This is a genomic window from Citrobacter sp. CK198 (assembly GCF_030333295.1).
In the GTDB taxonomy this organism is placed as follows: Bacteria; Pseudomonadota; Gammaproteobacteria; order Enterobacterales; family Enterobacteriaceae; genus Citrobacter_B; species Citrobacter_B koseri.
Genome location: NZ_JAOWGE010000034.1, coordinates 38,977 through 61,739 on the forward strand (window position 1 = coordinate 38,977; position 22,763 = coordinate 61,739).

Sequence of the window (22,763 nt, forward strand, 5' to 3'; positions counted from 1 at the left end):
CTGCATCACAAACCTGAAAAGAAATCCGTTGAAATTCGTAAGGTCTTCATTCGACAAAGCCTTGTACAGTATGAAGGTAATCGTTTGCGTAAAATCCTTTGTCAAGACCTGTTATCGCAGAATGATTCGGTTATACTGTTGGCCGTTGTCCCACGGGATTGCCTTTTTAGGCCAAAATTTATCGTTAGCTGAGTCAGGAGATGCGGATGTTAAAGCGTGAAATGAACATTGCCGATTATGATGCCGAACTGTGGCAGGCTATGGAGCAGGAAAAAGTACGTCAGGAAGAGCACATCGAACTGATCGCCTCCGAAAACTACACCAGCCCGCGCGTGATGCAGGCGCAGGGGTCTCAGCTGACCAACAAATACGCTGAAGGATATCCGGGCAAGCGCTACTACGGCGGTTGCGAATATGTGGATGTCGTTGAGCAACTGGCGATTGACCGCGCGAAAGAACTGTTTGGCGCAGACTACGCCAACGTCCAGCCGCACTCTGGTTCTCAGGCTAACTTCGCGGTCTACACTGCGCTGCTGCAACCGGGCGACACCGTTCTGGGTATGAACCTGGCGCAAGGTGGCCACCTGACTCACGGTTCTCCGGTAAACTTCTCCGGTAAACTGTACAACATCGTGCCTTACGGCATCGATGAGTCCGGTAAAATTGACTACGAAGAGATGGCGAAGCTGGCTCAGACTCATAAACCGAAGATGATCATCGGCGGCTTCTCTGCTTATTCCGGCGTCGTTGACTGGGCAAAAATGCGTGAAATTGCCGACAGCATTGGCGCGTACCTGTTTGTTGATATGGCGCACGTCGCGGGTCTTATCGCCGCAGACGTTTATCCGAACCCGGTTCCGCATGCTCACGTTGTGACCACCACCACGCACAAAACCTTGGCGGGTCCGCGCGGCGGCCTGATCCTGGCGAAAGGCGGTGACGAAGAGTTGTACAAAAAACTGAACTCTGCCGTTTTCCCTAGTGCTCAGGGTGGCCCGCTGATGCATGTGATCGCCGGTAAAGCGGTGGCGCTGAAAGAAGCGATGGAACCGGAGTTCAAAGTCTACCAGCAGCAGGTTGCCAAAAACGCCAAAGCGATGGTGGAAGTGTTCCTGAACCGTGGCTACAAAGTGGTTTCCGGCGGTACAGAGAACCACCTGTTCCTGCTGGATCTGGTGGACAAAAACCTGACCGGTAAAGAAGCTGACGCCGCGCTGGGTCGTGCCAACATCACCGTTAACAAAAACAGCGTGCCAAACGATCCGAAGAGTCCGTTCGTTACTTCCGGTATCCGTATCGGTTCTCCGGCCATTACGCGTCGCGGTTTTAAAGAAGCAGAAGCCAAAGAACTGGCTGGCTGGATGTGCGATGTGCTGGACAACATCAACGATGAAGCGGTTATCGAGCGCATCAAAGGCAAAGTGCTGGACATCTGCGCACGCTTCCCGGTTTACGCGTAAGCGATACGCCAGGCATCGTGAAAAAGGCTTCCTGCGGGAAGCCTTTTTTATTTCCGGGTCACGCCGTGCGGGCGAATCCAGGCGCGACTTTGATACCCGGTTATATGAATAATTTTAATACCACGCCGGTGGTTTTTCGTTCGACAAGCGGATCTCCTTTCATCGCAGGGTGTCGGACTTATACTCAGAGCGCGTTTAGCTGTGATTCGACGTACAGATAGCCGATCCCCATCAACTGTTGCGAACGACTGAGTGTGCCAAAGCCGATCCGGGTGGACCTTGCCTGCGGGTTATCGCCATGATCAAAGGGATTAAACCCCGTTTGCTGCACCAGCGTATTCAGCCAGCTTTCGCCAAAGGCGCAACTGCGGCCATAAATCCAGATTTGGTTAATATTCAGGATATTCAGAAAGTTATATAAACTCAGTCCAATCGCGCTGGCGGCGTGTTCCACCCAGGCCTGGATGCGGACATCGCCCTGTTGCCAGGCGGTAATCAGTTGATCGATGGTGATAGTTTCTGGGTCGCAATCCGCCGTGGGCTGCGTTTTCATCCACCGTCGGGCCTGTTTTTTAAGCGCGCTGAGCGAGGCCACGGTTTCCAGACAGCCGTAGCGGCCGCAATCACAGGCTACCCCGTCCGGGTTGACGATGGTATGTCCGATCTGACCGCTGCCATACAAACTGCCGCGCCAGATGTTGTCGTTGATGACGAAGGAGGAACCAATCCCGTAATCGACGTTAATGACGCAGAAATCGCGGTTTGCCGCCGGGTTTTGCCACTTCTCCGCCAGCGCCAGCATCACGCAGTCATTGTCTAACCGCACCTGTACGCCGAGCATCTCCTCCAGCAAATATTTAATCTCAACCGGGGTTTTCCACGGTGCCTGCGGCATGGTTTTTGACGCCCCGGTAATGGGATCGACCTGACCGTGAACGCCTAATGCCAGATTGATGGTCACGTCGGGATAGCGCTGACGATATTCCCGCCAGTGCGCGGCAAGCGCGGTCAGCAAGGCTTTTGGCGAACCGGCATTGATCTCCGCATGGCGCCAGTCGCCCACGGCGACCAGACGCGCATCTGCCAGCTGGCTGGTGATGCTGGTGGGCGTCACGTTCATGCACAGCGTCCAGTCTCCCTGTTCGGGCAGGTGATAGCTGCCGCTACTCAGCCCTCGTTGGCTTAACGTCTCCCGGGAATGGCAAATTCTTCCCTCATCGATCAACTCCTCCAGAATATTGCTGACCGCCGGAATCGACAGGCCGCTGAGCTGCGCCAGCCGGGATTTACTGAGCTGTTTTTCACGCCACAGGTGCGACAGAAAGATCTGCTTGTTGGCTTGCCTGACCCGGGCGTTATTGAACCCTGTACGCTGCATACACTTAACTCCCTTAACTATATTGCGTGAGCATTGCGTATTTTAACGCCAGTTATCTGCCCCAGAATAGCAGCAAGGTGAAATTTTACTTTTGTTTGTTTAGTGGAGAATGACATGTACGGTTCAGTTAAGGTCTGGCAGGAAACACTCTCACTCCCTACGTGGACAACCGGCGAAGAAGATCCGAACCCGATGTTCCTGGAAAAGCGGGTTTATCAGGGGTCTTCAGGCGCGGTTTATCCTTATGGCGTCATCGATACGCTGACCGGTAAACGTGAAATGCGCGAGTATCAGGCAGTCTGGATGGAGAATGATTTTATTCGCATCATGCTGTTGCCGGAGCTGGGCGGACGTATTCATCGCGCGTATGACAAAGTACAGCAGCGTGATTTTGTTTACTACAACGAAGTGGTGAAACCCGCGCTGGTCGGGCTGCTGGGGCCGTGGATCTCCGGTGGGATTGAATTTAACTGGCCGCAGCATCACCGTCCAACCACATTTATGCCGGTGGATTTTACCTGTCAGCAGGGCGAACACGGAGAACAAACCGTGTGGATGGGGGAAGTGGAACCCATGCGCGGCTTGCAGGTGATGACCGGATTTACGCTGTACCCCGATCGGGCATTAATTGAAATCACCGGAAAAGTCTTTAACGGCAACGCTACGCCGCGCCATTTTTTATGGTGGGCAAACCCGGCGGTGAAAGGCGGAGACGACCACCAGAGCGTCTTCCCGCCGGACGTTACTGCCGTATATGACCACGGTAAACGGGATGTCTCCGCCTTTCCGATCGCGACGGGCACTTATTACAAAGTGGACTACTCCGCCGGCGTGGATATCTCGCGTTATAAAAATGTACCGGTGCCGACCTCTTATATGGCTGAAAAGTCAGATTATGATTTTGTCGGCGCCTGGCATCATGGCGAACGAGGGGGACTGCTGCATGTGGCCGACCACCATATTTCGCCGGGTAAAAAACAGTGGACGTGGGGATACGGTGATTTTGGCGTGGCCTGGGATCGCAACCTGACCGATGACAACGGCCCGTACATTGAACTCATGACCGGGGTCTTCACCGACAACCAGCCTGATTTTACCTGGCTTGCGCCGTATGAAGAGAAAGTCTTCGTGCAAAATTTCCTGCCCTACAGTGAACTGGGCATGGTGCAAAACGCCAGTACGCAGCTTGCGCTGCGCCTTGAGCGAGAAGGGAACCAGCTTTCATCCGGCGTTTATGCCGTTGCGCCGCTACATGACGTTCAGGTAACGCTTTGTGCCCAGGGGCAACCGTTCTTTGAAAAAACACTCACGCTGGAACCCGGTCAAAGCTGGCGCGCCGATCTTTCTGACGCGGGCCACGCGCGGGTGAAAATGACCGTTGCCCGTCGTGATGGCGTCACGCTGCTGGCGTATGAGGAGCATATCGCGGAGGACTTGCCGTTGCCGAAAGCGGCCTGCGCGCCCGAACTACCAGAGGCGCTGTCCTGTACTGATGAGCTCTATTTTATTGGTCAGCATCTGGAGCAGTACAACCATGCCAGCCGCTATGCAGAAGAGTATTACCAGCGAGCGCTGGACGTGGACCCGCATGACTATCGCAACAATGTCGCGCTGGGCACGCTGGCGCTGAATCGTGCGGACTGGGCGCAGGCAGAGCGCTGTGCGAAGTCTGCCTTACAGCGGGCGCATAAGCTCAATAAAAATCCGCGTGATGGGGAAGCGAGTATGCTGCTGGCCGCCGCGCTGGAACGCCAGGGCAAGGACGACCTCGCCCGTGAGCACTACTACAAAGCCAGCTGGAGCGGCAACTGTCGTGACGCGGCCTTCTGGTCGCTGGCGCGAATCGCCATGAAGCGGAATGATTACGCCGATGCGCTGGAGAAAGTGAATCTGAGTTTGCGCTTTAATGGCAGCAATAATCTGGCGATGGGGCTGAAAGCACTGGCTCTGGCCGGACTCGGGCGCACAACCGAAGCGCTGGCGTATATTTCACAGCAGCTTATTGAGTACCCGCTGAGTTATACCCTGCATTATGCGCGCTGGGCTATCCGTCAGGATGAGGCGGCGAAAGAGGCGCTTATCGCCATTACCGGGCGCCGTGGCGCCAACGCCTGCGAGCTGGCGGGCTGGCTGGTCTCTTGTGGGCAAAAAGAGGCCGCCCGCGCGGTGCTGACGCTGCTCGACAGCCAGGAGACGCTGCCCATGCTGTGGCGCGCGTCGCTGAGTGATGATCCGCAACCGTTTATTGCGCTGGCTCGCGACTGTTTGCACAACCGCGTTCGTTTTCCCAACACGCTCGACGAAGTGCAAATGCTGCAAACGCTGTCGGATTGCGCCTTCGCTCGCTATCTGCTGGGTTGTTTCTGGTACAGCAAGCGTTGTTATGAAGAGGCGGTGAATTGCTGGCAGTTTACGCTGGAGCAGGAACCGAATTTCGCGCCGGCGCATCGGCTGCTGGGGATTTACGCCTGGAACAAACAGCACGATGCGCAGAAAGCGCTGAAATACCTGTCTCAGGCGGTTGCGCTGGAGCCGAAGAATGCCCGCTTCCTGTTTGAGCTGGATTATCTGAACAAACTGATGGCAGCGCCAGCCGAGGCGCGTTTACAACGGCTGGAGGCCAGCAAAGAGATTGTTTTCCATCGCGACGATCTGACCGTGGAATTGCTTAGCGTATGGAATAGCCTCGGTCGCTACGAAGCGGCCGCCGGGGTGTTGCGCGAACGTGTTTTTCACCCCTGGGAAGGCGGGGAGGGCAAAGCCACCGGGCAATATTTACTGAATCAGATCCATCAGGCGCTGGAGGTTATTCGCCGTGGCGAGCTGCAAAACGCCACCGTTTTGCTTCAGCAGGCGTTGCACTATCCGCACAATCTCGGCGAGGGGCGTTTACCGGGACAAACGGATAATGACATCTGGTATTTGCTGGGCTATTGCGCGCGCCAGCAAGGTCATCATGATGAGGCGCAGCGCTATTTCACCCGCGCGACTCGCGGAGGCAGCTCGCTGGACGCGGGACGTTACTACAATGACCAGCCGGTGGATTATCTCTTCTGGCAGGGGATGGCGCTGAAAGCGTCAGGTGACTGCACTGAAGCGAACCTTCTTTTCCAGAGTTTCCTGCAATGGGTGGAGACGCAGCGTGACAAGGTTCCCGACGTCGATTTCTTCGCCGTATCGTTACCGGATCTGGTGGTGCTGGATACACCCGCGCAGGAGAAACACCAGCAGCACTGTCTGTTCATTACCGCGCTGGGCCATCTGGGGCTGGGTGATATCCCGGCGTGCCAGCAGGCGCTAAACGCGCTCCTGCAACGCAATCCGACGCATGACAAGGCGCAGCTGCTGCGCCATGCGCTCAACGTACCGTTATTTCAATAGACCCTGAACAGGTGGAGGCGACTCCACCTGAAACCTGCTGTTCCCTGCGTTTCCCTGAAAGAGGAATCATAATGAATAACACGCAGACACATTTAAGAATCGGTTATGTCTGGACTATCTGTCTGGTTGCCGCCTGCGGCGGCTTGCTGTTTGGCTATGACTGGGTGGTGATTGGCGGCGCCAAACCGTTCTACGAAGCCTATTTTTCAATTACCGATCCCGCGCAGTCCGGCTGGGCGATGAGTTCAGCGCTGGTCGGCTGTATCTTTGGCGCACTGATGTCCGGCTGGTGCGCTGATAAATTTGGGCGAAAAATGCCGCTGATTCTGGCCGCGATCCTGTTCAGCGCATCGTCCTGGGGAACCGCTGTCGCCAGCAATTTCGATATGTTTGTGATTTACCGTATCGTTGGCGGCGTAGGAATCGGCCTGGCGTCCGCCCTTAGCCCGCTGTACATCGCGGAAGTCAGCCCGGCGGAGAAGCGTGGACGTTTTGTGGCGGTCAACCAACTCACGATCGTGATCGGCGTGCTGGCGGCTCAGCTCATTAACCTGATGATTGCTGAACCGGTGGCGACCGACGCGACCCGGCAGGCGATTGTTGAAAGCTGGAATGGGCAGATGGGCTGGCGCTGGATGTTTGGCGCGGAACTGGTGCCTGCGCTGGCGTTTCTGGTTCTGATGTTCTTTGTGCCGGAATCACCGCGCTGGCTGGTCAAAGCGGGCAAACCTGAACGCGCCCGCGCCATGCTGCAACGGATTGGCTCAGCGGAGTATGCCGGGCAGACGTTGCGGGAAATAGAACATACTCTGCTGAAAGACAACCACAAAGTGGCCTGGTCAACGCTATTGCAGCCGCAGATTAAACCGATTGTCATCATCGGTATGGTGCTGGCCGTCTTCCAGCAATGGTGCGGGATCAATGTGATCTTCAACTATGCGCAGGAGATCTTCGCTTCCGCAGGGTTTGATATCAACGGAACGTTAAAATCCATTGTCGCCACAGGGATCATTAACCTCGTCTTCACCCTCGCAGCGCTGCCGCTGGTCGATAAAATTGGTCGCCGAAAACTGATGCTGTTTGGCGCTTCAGGACTCACGGTGATTTATGTACTGATTGCCGCCGCTTACGGGATGGGGATTATGGGCTGGCCGGTTCTGGTGCTGGTGCTGGCGGCTATTGCGATTTACGCTCTGACGCTGGCGCCTGTCACCTGGGTTCTGTTGTCGGAAATCTTCCCGAACCGCGTCCGTGGTCTGGCGATGTCGCTGGGGACGCTGGCGCTCTGGATTGCCTGCTTCCTGCTGACCTACACGTTCCCGCTGCTTAATGCGGGGCTGGGAGCGGCGGGCAGTTTCCTGCTTTACGGCGTTATCTGCGCGATGGGGTATTTCTACGTGCTGCGCAATGTGCCTGAAACGAAAGGCGTGACGCTGGAAGCGCTGGAAGAGCAACTGGCGGCGCGGCATGTGAAATCCAGCCCGTCAACTCAACAGCGAAGCGCACGGTAATGGACGATACGCTGACATTACAAAACACGCATCTGCGGATGCGTGTTGATCCACAGGGCGGCAGATTGTTGAGTTTATTTTCATTAGCGCATCAGCAGGCCGTTTTACGTGAAGGATGCGGCGTAAAACCCGGCGAATGCGGCCTGTTCCCCATGCTGCCGGTCGCCAATCGCGTTGCCGAAAACCGTTTTCTGTTCCGCGGAGAGGAGGTGAATCTTCCCCGGCATGAGGAGGATGCCGTTTTCTTTCTGCACGGTGACGGCTGGCTCAGGCGCTGGGATACGATTGCCGTTCATGAGGATGCCTGTCATCTGCGTTCAGGTCGTCAAATGGCGTGCGGTTATGATTATGTCGCGGATCTTCACTATCAGCTGAACGCTTCTGTGCTTCATGCCTCGCTGACGATAACGCACCGGGGGGAACGACCGATGCTTTATGGTTGCGGATTCCACCCGTACTTTGCTTTTGATCGTCACAGTACCGTGCAGTTTGCCGCCAGTGGTTACTGGCCGGAAGGTAAGCAGCATCTGCCGCAGGAATGGCAGAGCGATATTCCCCGGCAGGCGGATTTTTCCGGCGCGCAATATGGCGAGGATGCGTGGCTTAACGTAGGGTATTCCGGCTGGAGCGGGCGGGCGATCGTGCAGCGTGATGTGATGAAGGTCACGCTTTTATCGCAAACGCCCTGGCTTATGCTATTCAGAATGCAAGGGGAGTCATTCTTGTGTCTGGAACCGCAGTCGCACCCGGTAAATGCCCACAACATGCCGGGGCAACCGGGACTCCAGGCTTTAGCTCAGGGAGACCAGTGCCATTTCGCGATGCAAATCGCTGTTGTTTAGGCCAAAAAAGATGTTATTCGCCTGTTAATGCTCTCTTGCGCCAGCCTGCATTTATCGCCAGACTATCGCCTCCATACGGGAGGGAATCATGGTTTTGCACTCCACGCGCTGGCTGGCGCTCGGTTATTTTACCTACTTCTTTAGCTACGGTATTTTTCTGCCATTCTGGAGCGTCTGGCTTAAAGGCCTGGGACTGACGCCGGAAACCATCGGTCTCCTGCTGGGGGCGGGGCTGGTGGCGCGTTTCCTCGGTAGCCTGTTGATTGCGCCACGGGTGAGCGATCCTTCCCGCTTGATTTCTGCGTTACGCCTTCTGGCGCTGCTGACGCTGGTGTTTGCCCTCGCATTCTGGGCAGGGACGCACGTTGCGTGGCTGATGGTGGTGATGATCGGTTTTAACCTCTTCTTCTCGCCGCTGGTGCCGCTCACCGATGCGCTGGCCAATACCTGGCAAAAACAGTTAACGATGGACTATGGCCGGGTGCGTTTGTGGGGGTCTATTGCGTTTGTGATCGGCTCGGCGTTGACCGGGAAACTGGTGAGCCTCTTTGATTATCAGGCGATTCTGGGGCTATTGACGCTTGGGGTGGCCTCGATGCTGCTAGGTATGCTGCTGCGACCGAGCGTATTGCCGCAGGGGGAAAGCCGTCACCAGGAGAGCGCGGGCTGGCCTGCCTGGCGTACGCTCGTCGTCCAGAGCTGGCGCTTTCTCGCCTGCGTGTGCCTGCTGCAAGGCGCGCATGCCGCTTATTACGGCTTCAGCGCGATTTACTGGCAGGGGGCGGGCTATTCCGCCTCGGCAGTGGGGTATTTGTGGTCGCTGGGCGTGGTGGCGGAAGTGGTTATTTTTGCGCTGAGCAACAAACTGTTCCGCCGTTTTAGCGCTCGCGATCTGCTATTGCTCTCCGCCGTATGCGGCGTCATCCGCTGGGGATTAATGGGCTGGAGCACCGCGCTGCCGTGGCTGATAGCGATCCAGATTCTGCATTGCGGCACCTTTACCGTTTGCCATCTGGCCGCGATGCGTTACATCGCCGCTCGCCAGGGAAGCGAAGTGATTCGTCTACAGGCGGTCTATTCTGCCGTGGCGATGGGCGGCAGCATCGCCATCATGACCGTATTCGCCGGATTCCTGTATCAGCATTTAGGGAACGGCGTATTCTGGGTGATGGCATTGGTGGCGTTGCCTGCTATTTTCTTACGGCCTAACGTCGCCGCGTCATCATGATTCCAGTATTTTGCGGATCTGCTGCTGTTGGTGTGCGGTAAGCGACAGGTCCGCATGAATCAACGGCGGCGAAAAGAGCGGCAGCGGTGTGGCATACGGGGTGACAATCAGCGCCACGCCGCGCGGCGAACCTTCTTTCTGGAAGGCCTGCGTCGGCACATGCTTAATATTGAGCGGCAGGAGCGTCAGTTCTCGTAATTGCTGCTCAATATGTGCCTCCAGTTCGCCGTTATTGCCTGTCAGTAACACGATCTGCTTTTCGTGCAGGTCGTTCTCCTGCATCAGCCATGCGCCAAAAATCACCGCGACCAGTCCTGTCTCTTCATCAGAGAAACGCACACCGTATTCGCTTTCAAACCCGGCGAGGGCGTCACGCGTGGTGCGCACCAGCCGAGGGTAGAGGCGACTGAACTCTTCCGGCAGCGTGTTATCAATACCAATGGCGAATAAACTTCGGCTCAGCGCCTGGGCAAGGTGCACATAGAGTTGGTCGTTAAGTCCCTGTTCGTCGCTGAAGCGCACCTGCCCCATTTCCCGAAAGCGCAACACCAGCCGGGCGACAGCCAGGCGCAGGCGGCGATCCTGCTGATGGTTGTCGTGGATAGGGTCGGGGATGCGAATCATGGAAAACAGTAAAGCCATAAACAGCGTTTCGTCGGGCGGCGCGTTTTGCATGACGCGGCGCTGCCAGTGACGGCCAATCTCCAGCGCGAGCGGGTATTCGGCGCAGGACTGCGCCCACTGTTTCTGTAGCGGATTAAACGCCGGTGCGATGCCCGCATGATGCTGTAGCAGGCAATATTGTAAAAACAGCCGCAGAAACTGCACATCCCGGCATTCAAACGGTTTTTGCAGCCGCCGCGAGCAAAGGTTGATCAGCGCATGCAGATTGGTATCGTCATACAACGTACGCGCGATCCCTCTCCGTTTAAGCTCGGTTTTTAATGCCGGCGTAAACTGTTGCGTAATGAAGGTCGGGCATATGCGTAAGCCGCGTCTGAGCCAGTGTAAAAGGCACAAACGTTGGTTGAGCGCAGCCCCCTCGATTCGGTAGCGTCCGTTCTGACCCGTTGTGATGGCGAGTCGATGATAGCGCTGGATCTCCAGGCCTGTTTCGGTGATATCCTCACGGGCAATTTCATCATCGACGCCATTGAGCGCGCTGAATGTTTCCGTGGTGGCGATTTGCCCCGGCTGGAAAAGCGTCAGTAAAACCCGGCAGCGGCGCTGGGGAGCAGAAAGTACAGACGGCGGAGTAAGCGTTGGCATCATCTGTCTGGTCTCCCGTTAGTTTGTTTGATAAGGATAGCTAAAGTTTGTGCGTGGAAATGGTTATAAGAGGGCTTTACGCCAGGAATGCTGGCGAGCATCACAGAATTTTTAACGTGAGGAACAGATGCAATTAGTTAAACGCAGCGCTTTAACACTCTTTCTCGCTGTTTTATCTTTCACAGCGCAGGCGCACCCTCATAGCTTTATTCGATTGCAGACGCAGCTGGTGAGTGAAAACGATCGGTTTGTGGCGCTAAAAATGCGCTGGACGATGGATGAAATCACCTCCGCCGACCTGCTTTACGACGCGGGAGACGCGAAGCCCGGTTCGGAGATATGGAAAAAGCTGGCGGCGGAAGTGATGGCGAACGTGCTCGGCCAGCACTATTTCACCGAAGTGTGGCATAACGGACAAAAGGTCAAGTTTAAAAATCGCCCGATGGAATACGGAATGGAACGGGAAGCGCACCAGGCGGTGTTGACGTTTGTCCTGCCGTTGGCTGAACCGCAGCCGCTGAGCGGCCAGACTTATACTTTCTCGACCTTCGATCCCACATACTATGTGGATATGAGCTACGCCAACGATCGGGACGCCTCGTTGCCGCAGGCGTTAAGCACACAATGCAGCATGAGCGTACATACGCCGACGCCGAGTGAAGAGACTCTCAGTTTTGCGCAGTCGCTGGATAAAGAAGACGCGCCGCCGGAGGATATGGATTTGGGTAAACAGTTCGCGCAGAAGGTAACGGTGCAATGTCAGTAATCTCCCAACAACGCCCGCGCTCCCGACGCTGGCTGCCGCTGTGGCCGCTGGCGGTATTTCTGTTGCTGGCCATCGCGGGCGGGCTGTGGTTATGGCAGGCCTGGCCACAGGTGATGGTGAAAAGCATTGCCTGGCAGCGGGAAGTGAATCAGCAGATGAGCGCCTTATTAAAAGCGGTGGCGGCGAATCCGGCGCAGGCGGGCGGTTCGCTGCTGTTGTTTAGCTTTCTGTATGGCGTACTCCATGCGCTGGGGCCGGGTCATGGAAAAGTGGTGATTACCACATGGCTGGCGACGCATCCATCAAAGCTGAAATCAAGCATCGGCCTGACGCTGGCCTCATCGTTGTTGCAGGGGCTGGTGGCCATTGCGCTGGTGGTTGTGGTGCTGACGGTATTGCAGCTTCCGGCGAGGCAGTTACATCTGAGCAGCTTCTGGCTGGAGAAGGGCAGTTATGCGTTAGTCGGCGTGCTGGGAATATTGCTTTGCTGGCGGGCGCTAAAGACGCTTCGCGTGCTGCTGCGCAAGCCGAAATTTATCTCATTTACGCCGCATCATGTTCACCACGAACATTGCGGCTGTGGGCATCAGCATCTGCCGAACCCAGAGCAACTCAGGAATGGCGATGACTGGCGCGCGCGGCTGATGATTATTCTGTCGATGGGGATGCGCCCCTGTTCCGGCGCGATTATGGTGCTGCTGTTCAGTAAAGTTATTGGCGTCTTTAGTTGGGGAATGGCGTCGGCGCTGGCGATGGCGGCGGGAACTTCGCTGACCATTACCTCTCTGGCGTTGCTGGTCCACAGTTTCCGCACGCTGGCGGTAAAATTAAGCGGCAATAAAACGCCGGTATTGTGGCGGCAAGTGGGATGGACAACGCTGGCGTTAGCCGGTGGCGTGATTTTGGTTGTGGCGGCGGTGGTGATGTGGATGAGTGCGGTGCCGGTGGGCAGGGGATTAAGACCGTTTTAGCACAGTTGTAGGATGAATGCCTGATGGCGCTTCGCTTATCAGGCCTACGGGAAACTCCCCTGGTAGGCCGGATAAGGCGCTAGCCGTCATCCGGCATCAAACGATTAACGCTTCAGCGCATCACTCAATTCGTCGCGCATGCTTGCCAGCATCGCTTTAACCACGCGCGGGTTACCGGCCACGATGTTACCGGTCGTCATGTAGTTATGGCCGCCGGTAAAGTCGCTGACGATACCGCCCGCTTCACGCACCAGCAGTTCGCCACCGGCGAAATCCCACGGACGCAGACCGATCTCAAAGAAACCGTCAACGCGACCCGCAGCCACATACGCCAGATCCAGCGCAGCAGAACCGGTGCGACGGAAGTCAGCGCATTCGGTGAACAGTTTGCTAACGATATTGATGTAGGTGGTCGCATACTGTTTGGCTTTGAACGGGAAACCGGTCGCCAGGATGGTGCCATCCAGGTCGCGCGCGGTGCTGCCGCGCAGACGGTAACCGTTCAGCTGTGCGCCCTGACCGCGAGTGGCGGTGAACAGTTCGTTACGCATAGGATCGTAAACTACCGCGACTTCAGTACGGCCTTTGATGCGTACGGCGATAGATACCGCGAAGTGCGGCAGACGTTTGATAAAGTTGGTGGTGCCATCCAGTGGATCGATAACCCATTGAACATCCTGATCGGTACCTTCATGTTCACCGCTTTCTTCGGTAATGATGGTGTGCTGTGGGTAAGATTTGCGGATCGTTTCGATAATAATCGCTTCGGCGGCTTTATCGACGTTGGTCACAAAATCATTGCTGCCTTTCTGGCTGGTTTCTACTGAGTCAGGCGTTTCGTAGTGTTTGGCAATTACATTACCCGCCTTGCGCGCTGCGCGCACGGCGATGGTCAGCATCGGATGCATCGGTCTCTCTCACTGGATGTTAAAGAACGGGAAAACGGCGCAGAGTATAGCAGCGAGTTCGGAATATGTCTCCGTTTTATGATAATATGCCCGAATAATCTTTAGCCGAAGAAAGACAATGCTGCAAAATATTCGAATTGTGCTGGTGGAAACCTCTCACACCGGCAATATGGGTTCTGTTGCCCGCGCCATGAAAACAATGGGTTTAACAAACCTGTGGCTGGTCAATCCGTTGGTCAAGCCGGACTCCCAGGCTATCGCGCTGGCGGCTGGTGCCAGCGATGTGATCGGCAATGCACAGATCGTCGATACGCTCGATGACGCGCTGGCAGGGTGTAGCCTGGTGGTCGGCACCAGTGCGCGTTCCCGCACGCTGCCGTGGCCGATGCTGGACCCGCGCGAATGCGGTCTGAAAAGCGTGGCGGAAGCCGCGAATACGCCGGTTGCGCTGGTCTTTGGCCGCGAGCGCGTTGGCCTGACCAACGACGAACTGCAAAAATGCCATTACCATGTGGCGATTGCCGCAAACCCGGAATACAGCTCGCTCAACCTGGCGATGGCGGTACAGGTGATCGCCTACGAAGTGCGTATGGCCTGGCTGGCAACGCAGGAAAACGACGAGGCGGCGGAACATGAAGAGACGCCATATCCGCTGGTGGACGACCTGGAACGTTTTTACGGCCATCTGGAGCAGACGCTGCTTTCAACCGGCTTTATCCGTGAAGGCCATCCGGGGCAGGTCATGAACAAACTGCGTCGTCTGTTTACGCGTGCGCGCCCGGAAAGCCAGGAACTGAACATCCTGCGCGGCATTCTTGCTTCTATTGAGCAGCAGAATAAAGGCAAGTAAGCGTGTTGATGCCGGATGGCTGCACGATTTGCAGGCCGAATATTGTAGGCCGGATAAGCGAAGCGCCATCCGGCAAACAGAAACGGCACTGAAGGTTAAATACCTGACTAAATTAGTCAAGTAAATAGTTGACTGATTTAGTCGGGAATGTCAGACTTGACCCTGCTATGCAATGCCCCCATTTTACAATAAAAAACCCCGGGCAGGGGCGAGTTTGAGGTTAAGTAAGACATGAGACTGACATCTAAAGGGCGTTATGCCGTGACCGCAATGTTGGACGTTGCGCTCAACTCCGAAGCGGGCCCGGTACCGTTGGCTGATATTTCTGAACGTCAGGGAATTTCCCTTTCTTATCTGGAACAGCTGTTTTCACGTTTGCGTAAAAATGGTCTGGTTTCCAGCGTACGTGGCCCAGGCGGTGGTTATCTGTTGGGTAAAGACGCAGGTAGCATCGCGGTTGGCGAAGTGATTAGCGCTGTTGACGAGTCGGTAGATGCGACCCGTTGTCAGGGCAAAGGCGGCTGTCAGGGCGGCGATAAATGCCTGACGCATGCGCTGTGGCGTGATTTGAGTGACCGTCTGACCGGTTTCCTCAACAATATTACCTTAGGCGAACTGGTGAATAACCAGGAAGTTCTGGATGTGTCTGATCGTCAGCACACCCATGACGCGCCACGTAGCACCCGCACGCAAGACGCAATCGACGTCAAACTGCGCGCGTAATTTACCCGCCCTGTTTCGGGGCGCTGCTGCGTTGGCCGCGCTTGTTCACCCCAGTCACTTACTTATGTAAGCGCCTGGGTTTCACAAGCTTGTCGCCTTGCTGCACCGCAAAACAGTTAGGGTAAAAAATTATAATAGATTTCAGAATCAGGCCGGGGCGTTTACTCGCCCCGTGTACTCGGTCGTACATCCAGCCGGTTGCCTGATTCCTTGCATTGAAGCGATGTACGGAGTTTATAGAGCAATGAAATTACCGATCTATCTCGATTACTCCGCAACCACGCCGGTGGACCCGCGTGTTGCCGAGAAAATGATGCAGTTTTTGACCCTGGACGGAACCTTTGGTAACCCGGCCTCTCGTTCACACCGTTTCGGCTGGCAAGCTGAAGAAGCGGTAGATATCGCCCGCAACCAGATCGCAGAACTGGTTGGCGCCGATCCGCGTGAAATCGTCTTTACCTCCGGTGCGACTGAATCCGACAACCTGGCGATTAAAGGTGCGGCCAACTTTTATCAGAAAAAAGGCAAGCACATCATCACCAGCAAAACCGAGCATAAAGCCGTGCTGGATACCTGCCGTCAGCTTGAGCGCGAAGGGTTTGAGGTTACTTACCTGGCGCCGCAGAGCAACGGCATTATCGATCTGAAAGAACTCGAAGCGGCGATGCGCGATGACACCATTCTTGTGTCCATCATGCACGTTAACAACGAAATCGGCGTGGTGCAGGATATCGCGACTATCGGCGAAATGTGCCGTGCGCGTGGCATTATCTACCACGTTGACGCCACCCAGAGCGTGGGCAAACTGCCTATCGACCTGAGCCAGCTGAAAGTAGACCTGATGTCCTTCTCCGGCCACAAAATCTATGGCCCGAAAGGGATTGGCGCGCTGTATGTGCGTCGTAAACCGCGTATTCGTATCGAAGCGCAGATGCACGGCGGCGGTCACGAGCGCGGTATGCGTTCCGGTACGCTGCCTGTACACCAGATCGTCGGTATGGGCGAAGCTTACCGTATCGCGAAAGAAGAGATGGAAACCGAGATGGCGCGTCTGCGCACGCTGCGTAACCGTCTGTGGAACGGCATCAACGATATCGAAGAAGTTTACCTGAACGGTGACCTGGAACAGGGCGCGCCGAACATTCTCAACGTCAGCTTTAACTACGTTGAAGGCGAATCCCTGATTATGGCGCTGAAAGATCTGGCGGTGTCTTCAGGTTCCGCCTGTACGTCCGCAAGTCTGGAACCGTCCTATGTGCTGCGCGCACTGGGCATGAATGACGAGCTGGCGCATAGCTCTATCCGTTTCTCTTTAGGTCGTTTCACTACTGAAGAAGAGATCGACTACACCATTGAGCTGGTGCGCAAATCCATCGGTCGTCTGCGTGACCTTTCCCCGCTGTGGGAAATGTTCAAACAGGGCGTGGATTTGAACAGCATCGAATGGGCTCATCATTAATCGGTATCGGAATCAGGAGAATTTATAATGGCTTACAGCGAAAAAGTAATCGATCATTACGAGAATCCACGCAACGTGGGTTCCTTTGACAACAGCGACGAAAACGTAGGCAGCGGCATGGTGGGTGCACCGGCTTGCGGCGACGTGATGAAGTTGCAGATTAAAGTCAACAATGAAGGTATCATTGAAGACGCGCGTTTCAAGACTTACGGCTGCGGTTCCGCTATCGCGTCCAGCTCCCTGGTCACCGAATGGGTGAAAGGGAAGTCCCTGGACGAAGCGCAAGCGATTAAAAATACCGATATCGCAGACGAGCTTGAACTGCCTCCGGTGAAAATTCACTGCTCCATTCTGGCAGAAGACGCAATTAAAGCCGCTATTGCGGATTACAAAAGCAAACGTGAAGCAAAATAAGAAGAGTTGAGGTTGTTATGTCGATTACACTTAGCGACAGTGCTGCAGCGCGAGTAAATACCTTTCTGGCAAACCGTGGTAAAGGGTTTGGCCTGCGCCTGGGGGTGAGAACCTCCGGCTGTTCAGGTATGGCTTATGTACTGGAATTTGTTGATGAACCGGCGGCAGAAGACACCGTGTTTGAAGACAAAGGCGTAAAAGTCGTGATCGACGGTAAGAGCCTGCAATTTCTGGACGGTACGCAGTTAGACTTCGTAAAAGAAGGTCTGAACGAAGGGTTTAAATTCACCAACCCGAACGTAAAAGACGAGTGTGGTTGCGGCGAAAGCTTCAACGTGTAACGTGCTTACCGATAACCCCACCGTGGTCACCTGCGCGTGGGGTTTGTTTTACCTGACTTCCTGAAACATCAGAGAGTCGATGCCCTGAGAATGTTATGGACTACTTCACCCTCTTTGGCTTGCCAGCCCACTATCAACTCGATACCCAGGCGCTGAGCCTCCGTTTTCAGGATCTTCAACGTCAGTATCATCCTGATAAATTCGCCAGCGGTACGCAGGCTGAGCAACTCGCCGCCGTACAACACTCCGCGACCATTAATCAGGCCTGGCAAACGCTGCGTCACCCTTTGACGCGCGCCGAATATTTACTGTCACTACACGGCTTTGATCTGGCCAGCGAGCAGCATACGGTGCGCGATACCGCGTTTTTGATGGAACAGCTGGAACTGCGTGAAGAGCTTGATGAAATAGAACAGGCAAAGGACGAAGCGCGACTGGAAAGTTTCATCAAGCGCGTGAAAACAATGTTTGATGCCCGCCATCAGCTGATGGTGGAACAGTTGGACAACGAGACGTGGGACGTGGCGGCGGACACCGTGCGTAAACTGCGTTTTCTCGATAAACTGCGAAGCAGCGCCGAACAACTCGAAGAAAAGCTGCTCGATTTTTAATTCCCGGAAGCGAATATGGCCTTATTACAAATTAGTGAGCCTGGTCTGAGCGCTGCGCCGCACCAGCGTCGTCTGGCGGCAGGCATCGATTTAGGTACTACCAACTCATTGGTTGCGACCGTTCGCAGCGGCCAGGCAGAAACGCTGGCCGATCACGACGGTCGCCATCTGTTGCCGTCAGTCGTTCACTATCAGCAGCAGGGCCACACGGTCGGTTACGCGGCGCGCGCGAACGCGGCGCAGGACACGGCTAACACCATCAGCTCGGTAAAACGCATGATGGGCCGCTCGCTGGCGGATATTCAGACGCGCTATCCCCATCTGCCGTATCAGTTCCAGGCCAGTGAAAATGGTCTGCCGATGATTGAAACGGCGGCAGGTCTGCTCAACCCGGTACGTATTTCTGCCGATATCCTGAAAGCGCTGGCGACGCGGGCGACGGAAGCGTTGTCGGGCGAGCTGGATGGCGTGGTTATTACCGTGCCCGCTTACTTTGACGATGCACAGCGTCAGGGAACGAAAGACGCGGCGCGTCTGGCGGGGCTGCACGTCTTGCGTCTGCTCAATGAACCTACGGCGGCGGCGATCGCCTACGGTCTGGACTCCGGCAAAGAAGGCGTTATCGCGGTTTACGACCTCGGCGGCGGCACCTTCGATATCTCTATTTTGCGCCTGAGTCGCGGCGTGTTTGAAGTGCTGGCGACCGGCGGTGATTCCGCGCTCGGCGGCGACGACTTCGACCATCTGCTGGCCGATTACATCCGTGAGCAGGCGGGCATTGCCGATCGCAGCGATAACCGCGTCCAGCGTGAACTGCTGGATGCCGCCATCGCGGCAAAAATCGCGCTGAGCGATGCCGATTCCGTTAGCGTCAATGTGGCGGGCTGGCAGGGCGACATCACCCGTGAACAGTTTAATGACCTTATCGCCGCTTTAGTTAAACGTACTCTGATGGCCTGTCGCCGCGCATTGAAAGATGCGGGCGTTGAGGCGCAGGAGGTGCTGGAAGTGGTGATGGTCGGCGGCTCCACTCGTGTGCCGCTGGTGCGCGAACGCGTGGGCGAATTTTTTGGTCGTCCGCCGCTGACGGCAATCGACCCGGATAAGGTCGTCGCCATTGGCGCGGCGATTCAGGCGGATATCCTCGTCGGCAACAAGCCGGACAGCGAAATGCTGCTGCTGGACGTGATTCCGCTGTCGCTGGGGCTGGAAACTATGGGTGGCCTGGTGGAGAAAGTGATCCCGCGTAACACCACCATTCCGGTGGCGCGTGCGCAGGACTTCACCACCTTTAAAGATGGTCAGACCGCGATGTCGATCCATGTCATGCAGGGCGAGCGCGAGCTGGTGCAGGATTGCCGTTCGCTGGCGCGCTTCGCGCTGCGCGGGCTCCCGGCGATGCCAGCGGGCGGGGCGCATATCCGCGTCACCTTCCAGGTGGATGCCGATGGCCTGCTGAACGTCACCGCGATGGAAAAATCCACCGGCGTTGAGGCGTCTATCCAGGTCAAACCGTCTTACGGTCTGACGGACAGCGAAATCGCCACCATGATTCAGGATTCAATGAGCTTTGCCGAGCAGGATGTAAAAGCCCGTATGCTGGCAGAGCAAAAAGTGGAAGCGGCGCGCGTGCTGGAAAGCCTGACCGGCGCGCTCGCTGCTGATGCCGCGCTGCTAAGCGCCGCAGAACGTCAGGTCATTGATGATGCCGCCGCGCACTTGAGCGAGGTTGCGCAGAGCGATGATGTTGACGCGATAGAACAAGCCATTAAAAACGTAGACAAACAAACCCAGGAATTCGCCGCTCGCCGCATGGACAAATCTGTTCGTCGCGCGCTGCAAGGCCATTCCGTGGACGAGGTTTAATATGCCAAAGATTGTTATTCTGCCTCATCAGGATCTCTGTCCCGATGGCGCAGTTCTGGAAGCTGAGACCGGCGAAACCATTCTTGACGTTGCCCTGCGTAACGGTATCGAGATTGAACACGCCTGTGAAAAATCCTGTGCCTGCACGACCTGCCACTGCATCGTGCGTGAAGGTTTCGATTCCCTGCCGGAAAGCACGGAAGACGAAGACGATATGTTGGATAAAGCCTGGGGTCTGGAGCCGGAGAGTCGTTTGGGCTGTCAGGCGCGTGTCACCGATGAAGATTTGGTGGTCGAAATCCCACGTTACACAATCAACCATGCACGCGAGCATTAACAGAGGGTAGTATGGGACTGAAGTGGACTGATAGCCGCGAAATCGGCGAGGCGCTGTACGACGCGTTCCCCGATCTCGATCCTAAGACCGTTCGTTTCACCGACCTGCATCAATGGATTTGCGATCTTGAGGATTTTGATGATGACCCGCAGGCATCAAATGAAAAGATCCTTGAGGCTATCCTGCTGGTCTGGCTGGACGAAGCTGAATAAATAAACGGGCTGCCCACGGGTGGCCCGTTTTCCTGTATGCGCGAAGAAGGAAAAGAACAATGACTGAAGCGATGAAAATTACGCTCTCCACCCAACCGGCTGACGCTCGCTGGGGAGACAAAGCCACATACAGCATCAATAACGACGGCATTACCCTGCACCTGAACGGTAAAGATGATTCCGGCTTAATCCAGCGCGCGGCGCGTAAAATTGACGGCCTGGGCATTAAACACGTACAACTGACCGGCGCTGGCTGGGATGTGGAGCGTAGCTGGGCATTCTGGCAGGGTTACAAAGGGCCGAAAGGCAGCCGCAAGGTCGAGTGGCCAGATCTTGACGATGAGAAGCGGAAGGAACTAGATAACCGTCTGGCGATCATTGACTGGGTGCGTGACACCATTAACGCGCCGGCGGAAGAGCTGGGGCCGGAACAGCTGGCGCAGCGTGCCGTTGATCTGCTGTGCAGCGTCGCGTGCGATCACGTCTCTTACCGCATTACCAAAGGCGAAGATCTGCGCGAGCAAAACTACATGGGGCTGCATACCGTTGGCCGGGGTTCCGATCGCGCGCCGGTGCTGCTGGCGCTGGATTACAACCCAACCGGCGATAAAGACGCGCCGGTTTACGCCTGTCTGGTGGGCAAAGGCATTACCTTTGACTCCGGCGGTTACAGCATCAAGCAAAGCGCATTTATGGACTCGATGAAGTCCGATATGGGCGGTGCGGCAACGGTAACGGGCGCGCTGGCATTTGCGATTACCCGTGGTCTGAACAAACGCGTGAAGCTGTACCTGTGCTGCGCGGATAACCTGATCAGCGGCAACGCGTTTAAACTGGGCGATATTATTCATTATCGCAACGGTAAGAACGTGGAAGTGATGAACACGGATGCGGAAGGGCGCCTGGTGCTGGCGGATGGCCTGATCGACGCCAGTGCGCAAAAACCAGAGCTGATCATCGATGCGGCGACGCTGACCGGCGCCGCGAAAACCGCGCTGGGTAACGACTACCACGCGTTGTTCAGTTTTGATGACGCGCTGGCGGGGCGTCTGCTGGCGAGTGCGGCAGAAGAAAATGAACCGTTCTGGCGTCTGCCGCTGGCGGAGTTCCACCGCAATCAGTTGCCTTCTAACTTTGCGGAACTGAACAATACCGGTAGCGCGGCGTATCCTGCCGGGGCGAGCACCGCTGCGGGCTTCCTGTCGCACTTTGTCGAAAACTACCAGCAGGGCTGGCTGCACATTGACTGCTCTGCAACCTACCGTAAAGCGCCGGTTGAGCAGTGGTCGGCAGGGGCGACCGGTTTGGGTGTGCGCACCATCGCTAACCTGTTAACAGCATAATTATGTAGGCCGGATAAGCGTTAGCGCTATCCGGCAAGATAACGGCGGGGGCGCTTCGCTTACCCGCCCTACACGCATCTCTATTGTGATCCTTATGTCCGAAACAAAAAACGAATTAGAAACCCTGCTGGAGAAGGCGGCGACTGAACCCGCGCATCGTCCGGCATTTTTCCGTACCTTACTGGAGTCCACCGTCTGGGTGCCAGGCACAGCGGCTGAAGGCGAAGCGATTGTTGACGATAGCGCGCTGGATTTGCAGCACTGGGAAAAAGAAGACGGCACGACGGTCATCCCGTTTTTTACCTCTCTGGAAGCCTTGCAGCAGGCGGTAGAAGACGAGCAGGCATTCGTGGTGATGCCGGTGCGCACGTTATTTGAAATGACGCTCGGCGAAACGCTCTTCCTGAACGCAAAACTGCCTACCGGTAAAGAGTTTATGCCGCGTGAGATCAGCCATCTGATCGGCGAAGAGGGCAATCCGCTGAGTACACAGGAAGTGCTGGAAGGCGGTGAATCGCTGATTCTGTCTGAGGTGGCGGAACCACCTGCGCAGATGATCGACTCCCTGACCACGCTGTTTAAAACCATCAAACTGGTTAAGCGCGCCTTTCTTTGCACTATTAAAGAGAGCAATGACGCTCAGCCGAATCTGTTGATTGGCATCGAAGCGGATGGCGACATCGAAGAGATCATTCATGCGGCGGGCAGCGTGGCGACTGATACCTTGCCCGGCGATGAACCGATTGATATCTGTCAGGTGAAAAAAGGTGAGCAGGGCATCAGCCACTTTATTACCGAGCACATCGCGCCGTTCTACGAGCGCCGCTGGGGCGGGTTCCTGCGCGATTTCAAACAGAATCGGATTATCTGATCCCGGTAGCCGGATGGCGTTA

At 55.8% G+C, this 22,763-nt stretch carries 21 protein-coding genes and 1 pseudogene; 19 read left to right on the forward strand and 3 right to left on the reverse strand.

The window, feature by feature from the left end:
• Positions 1–206 precede the first annotated feature (206 nt).
• Positions 207–1,460, forward strand: coding sequence for a serine hydroxymethyltransferase (gene glyA / locus OGY62_RS15330; protein ID WP_024130115.1), 1,254 nt, complete (start codon positions 207–209; stop codon positions 1,458–1,460).
• A gap of 80 nt (positions 1,461–1,540) precedes the next feature.
• Positions 1,541–1,627: pseudogene (locus OGY62_RS15335) on the forward strand (hypothetical protein); the annotation flags it as partial.
• 17 nt (positions 1,628–1,644) lie between these two features.
• Here OGY62_RS15335 and OGY62_RS15340 read toward each other — a convergent pair.
• The gene (locus OGY62_RS15340) at positions 1,645–2,838 is read right to left on the reverse strand and encodes an ROK family transcriptional regulator (RefSeq protein WP_047461977.1); all 1,194 of its coding nucleotides are present in this window, start codon (positions 2,836–2,838) and stop codon (positions 1,645–1,647) included.
• A gap of 114 nt (positions 2,839–2,952) precedes the next feature.
• On the opposite strand from OGY62_RS15340, the gene OGY62_RS15345 reads away from it, so the two are divergent.
• The 4 genes from OGY62_RS15345 to OGY62_RS15360 all read left to right on the forward strand — a co-directional run bounded on the left by OGY62_RS15345 (position 2,953) and on the right by OGY62_RS15360 (position 9,800).
• On the forward strand, positions 2,953–6,219 hold the full coding sequence (locus OGY62_RS15345; protein ID WP_286460256.1) for a DUF5107 domain-containing protein: 3,267 nt from the start codon (positions 2,953–2,955) through the stop codon (positions 6,217–6,219).
• Between the two features lie 71 nt (positions 6,220–6,290).
• Entirely contained in the window at positions 6,291–7,730 is a 1,440-nt protein-coding gene (locus OGY62_RS15350; RefSeq protein ID WP_049009092.1) for a sugar porter family MFS transporter, read from the forward strand.
• Complete coding sequence (locus OGY62_RS15355; protein ID WP_286460257.1) at positions 7,730–8,572, forward strand: aldose 1-epimerase; 843 nt, start codon at positions 7,730–7,732, stop codon at positions 8,570–8,572. Before OGY62_RS15350 ends, OGY62_RS15355 begins: the two co-directional genes overlap by 1 nt.
• 88 nt (positions 8,573–8,660) lie before the next feature.
• Positions 8,661–9,800, forward strand: a complete 1,140-nt coding sequence (locus tag OGY62_RS15360; protein ID WP_047461985.1) for a 3-phenylpropionate MFS transporter — start codon at positions 8,661–8,663, stop codon at positions 9,798–9,800.
• Here the strand turns inward: OGY62_RS15360 and csiE are convergent.
• Positions 9,795–11,072: a stationary phase inducible protein CsiE gene (csiE, locus tag OGY62_RS15365; protein ID WP_286460258.1), complete on the reverse strand. Its 1,278-nt coding sequence runs from the start codon at positions 11,070–11,072 to the stop codon at positions 9,795–9,797. The genes OGY62_RS15360 and csiE overlap by 6 nt on opposite strands.
• 124 nt (positions 11,073–11,196) lie before the next feature.
• Between csiE and OGY62_RS15370 the strand changes: the two genes are divergently transcribed.
• The gene (locus OGY62_RS15370; protein WP_286460259.1) at positions 11,197–11,835 is read left to right on the forward strand and encodes a DUF1007 family protein; all 639 of its coding nucleotides are present in this window, start codon (positions 11,197–11,199) and stop codon (positions 11,833–11,835) included.
• Positions 11,826–12,806: a nickel/cobalt transporter gene (locus tag OGY62_RS15375; RefSeq protein WP_286460260.1), complete on the forward strand. Its 981-nt coding sequence runs from the start codon at positions 11,826–11,828 to the stop codon at positions 12,804–12,806. The genes OGY62_RS15370 and OGY62_RS15375 overlap by 10 nt, the downstream gene beginning before the upstream one ends.
• A 104-nt stretch (positions 12,807–12,910) precedes the next feature.
• Here the strand turns inward: OGY62_RS15375 and suhB are convergent, their stop codons facing one another.
• Positions 12,911–13,714: an inositol-1-monophosphatase gene (gene suhB, locus OGY62_RS15380; protein WP_024130116.1), complete on the reverse strand. Its 804-nt coding sequence runs from the start codon at positions 13,712–13,714 to the stop codon at positions 12,911–12,913.
• 118 nt (positions 13,715–13,832) lie between these two features.
• Here suhB and trmJ point away from each other — a divergent pair, with 118 nt between their 5' ends.
• The 11 genes from trmJ (at position 13,833) to sseB (ending at position 22,741) form a co-directional block, all read left to right on the forward strand.
• Positions 13,833–14,564 (forward strand): tRNA (cytosine(32)/uridine(32)-2'-O)-methyltransferase TrmJ, encoded by a 732-nt coding sequence (gene trmJ / locus OGY62_RS15385; RefSeq protein WP_071258072.1) that lies wholly within the window; start codon positions 13,833–13,835, stop codon positions 14,562–14,564.
• Between the two features lie 231 nt (positions 14,565–14,795).
• On the forward strand, positions 14,796–15,287 hold the full coding sequence (gene iscR / locus OGY62_RS15390; protein WP_012131246.1) for a Fe-S cluster assembly transcriptional regulator IscR: 492 nt from the start codon (positions 14,796–14,798) through the stop codon (positions 15,285–15,287).
• A gap of 244 nt (positions 15,288–15,531) precedes the next feature.
• Positions 15,532–16,746 (forward strand): cysteine desulfurase, encoded by a 1,215-nt coding sequence (gene iscS / locus OGY62_RS15395; protein ID WP_024130117.1) that lies wholly within the window; start codon positions 15,532–15,534, stop codon positions 16,744–16,746.
• 27 nt (positions 16,747–16,773) lie between these two features.
• Positions 16,774–17,160 (forward strand): Fe-S cluster assembly scaffold IscU, encoded by a 387-nt coding sequence (gene iscU, locus OGY62_RS15400; protein WP_002913991.1) that lies wholly within the window; start codon positions 16,774–16,776, stop codon positions 17,158–17,160.
• 17 nt (positions 17,161–17,177) lie between these two features.
• Entirely contained in the window at positions 17,178–17,501 is a 324-nt protein-coding gene (iscA, locus tag OGY62_RS15405; RefSeq protein WP_004104506.1) for an iron-sulfur cluster assembly protein IscA, read from the forward strand.
• A 95-nt stretch (positions 17,502–17,596) separates the two neighbouring features.
• Positions 17,597–18,112 carry a co-chaperone HscB gene (hscB, locus tag OGY62_RS15410; RefSeq protein ID WP_012131249.1) on the forward strand — a complete coding sequence of 172 codons (516 nt, stop codon included), beginning with the start codon at positions 17,597–17,599 and terminating at the stop codon, positions 18,110–18,112.
• 15 nt (positions 18,113–18,127) lie between these two features.
• On the forward strand, positions 18,128–19,978 hold the full coding sequence (hscA, locus tag OGY62_RS15415; protein ID WP_219936743.1) for a Fe-S protein assembly chaperone HscA: 1,851 nt from the start codon (positions 18,128–18,130) through the stop codon (positions 19,976–19,978).
• Position 19,979: 1 nt separating this feature from the next.
• On the forward strand, positions 19,980–20,315 hold the full coding sequence (gene fdx / locus OGY62_RS15420) for an ISC system 2Fe-2S type ferredoxin (RefSeq protein WP_012131251.1): 336 nt from the start codon (positions 19,980–19,982) through the stop codon (positions 20,313–20,315).
• Positions 20,316–20,326: 11 nt separating this feature from the next.
• The gene (gene iscX / locus OGY62_RS15425) at positions 20,327–20,527 is read left to right on the forward strand and encodes a Fe-S cluster assembly protein IscX (RefSeq protein ID WP_012131252.1); all 201 of its coding nucleotides are present in this window, start codon (positions 20,327–20,329) and stop codon (positions 20,525–20,527) included.
• 59 nt (positions 20,528–20,586) lie between these two features.
• Entirely contained in the window at positions 20,587–21,870 is a 1,284-nt protein-coding gene (gene pepB, locus OGY62_RS15430) for an aminopeptidase PepB (RefSeq protein ID WP_286460261.1), read from the forward strand.
• 94 nt (positions 21,871–21,964) lie between these two features.
• On the forward strand, positions 21,965–22,741 hold the full coding sequence (gene sseB / locus OGY62_RS15435) for an enhanced serine sensitivity protein SseB (protein WP_012131255.1): 777 nt from the start codon (positions 21,965–21,967) through the stop codon (positions 22,739–22,741).
• Positions 22,742–22,763 lie beyond the last annotated feature (22 nt).

Bases quoted from the DNA above. Each gene is read 5' to 3' on its own strand.
- glyA (WP_024130115.1), top strand. From the start codon at position 207: ATGTTAAAGCGTGAAATGAACATTGCCGATTATGATGCCGAACTGTGG.
- OGY62_RS15340 (WP_047461977.1), bottom strand. From the start codon at position 2,838: ATGCAGCGTACAGGGTTCAATAACGCCCGGGTCAGGCAAGCCAACAAG.
- OGY62_RS15345 (WP_286460256.1), top strand. From the start codon at position 2,953: ATGTACGGTTCAGTTAAGGTCTGGCAGGAAACACTCTCACTCCCTACG.
- OGY62_RS15350 (WP_049009092.1), top strand. From the start codon at position 6,291: ATGAATAACACGCAGACACATTTAAGAATCGGTTATGTCTGGACTATC.
- OGY62_RS15355 (WP_286460257.1), top strand. From the start codon at position 7,730: ATGGACGATACGCTGACATTACAAAACACGCATCTGCGGATGCGTGTT.
- OGY62_RS15360 (WP_047461985.1), top strand. From the start codon at position 8,661: ATGGTTTTGCACTCCACGCGCTGGCTGGCGCTCGGTTATTTTACCTAC.
- csiE (WP_286460258.1), bottom strand. From the start codon at position 11,072: ATGATGCCAACGCTTACTCCGCCGTCTGTACTTTCTGCTCCCCAGCGC.
- OGY62_RS15370 (WP_286460259.1), top strand. From the start codon at position 11,197: ATGCAATTAGTTAAACGCAGCGCTTTAACACTCTTTCTCGCTGTTTTA.
- OGY62_RS15375 (WP_286460260.1), top strand. From the start codon at position 11,826: ATGTCAGTAATCTCCCAACAACGCCCGCGCTCCCGACGCTGGCTGCCG.
- suhB (WP_024130116.1), bottom strand. From the start codon at position 13,714: ATGCATCCGATGCTGACCATCGCCGTGCGCGCAGCGCGCAAGGCGGGT.
- trmJ (WP_071258072.1), top strand. From the start codon at position 13,833: ATGCTGCAAAATATTCGAATTGTGCTGGTGGAAACCTCTCACACCGGC.
- iscR (WP_012131246.1), top strand. From the start codon at position 14,796: ATGAGACTGACATCTAAAGGGCGTTATGCCGTGACCGCAATGTTGGAC.
- iscS (WP_024130117.1), top strand. From the start codon at position 15,532: ATGAAATTACCGATCTATCTCGATTACTCCGCAACCACGCCGGTGGAC.
- iscU (WP_002913991.1), top strand. From the start codon at position 16,774: ATGGCTTACAGCGAAAAAGTAATCGATCATTACGAGAATCCACGCAAC.
- iscA (WP_004104506.1), top strand. From the start codon at position 17,178: ATGTCGATTACACTTAGCGACAGTGCTGCAGCGCGAGTAAATACCTTT.
- hscB (WP_012131249.1), top strand. From the start codon at position 17,597: ATGGACTACTTCACCCTCTTTGGCTTGCCAGCCCACTATCAACTCGAT.
- hscA (WP_219936743.1), top strand. From the start codon at position 18,128: ATGGCCTTATTACAAATTAGTGAGCCTGGTCTGAGCGCTGCGCCGCAC.
- fdx (WP_012131251.1), top strand. From the start codon at position 19,980: ATGCCAAAGATTGTTATTCTGCCTCATCAGGATCTCTGTCCCGATGGC.
- iscX (WP_012131252.1), top strand. From the start codon at position 20,327: ATGGGACTGAAGTGGACTGATAGCCGCGAAATCGGCGAGGCGCTGTAC.
- pepB (WP_286460261.1), top strand. From the start codon at position 20,587: ATGACTGAAGCGATGAAAATTACGCTCTCCACCCAACCGGCTGACGCT.
- sseB (WP_012131255.1), top strand. From the start codon at position 21,965: ATGTCCGAAACAAAAAACGAATTAGAAACCCTGCTGGAGAAGGCGGCG.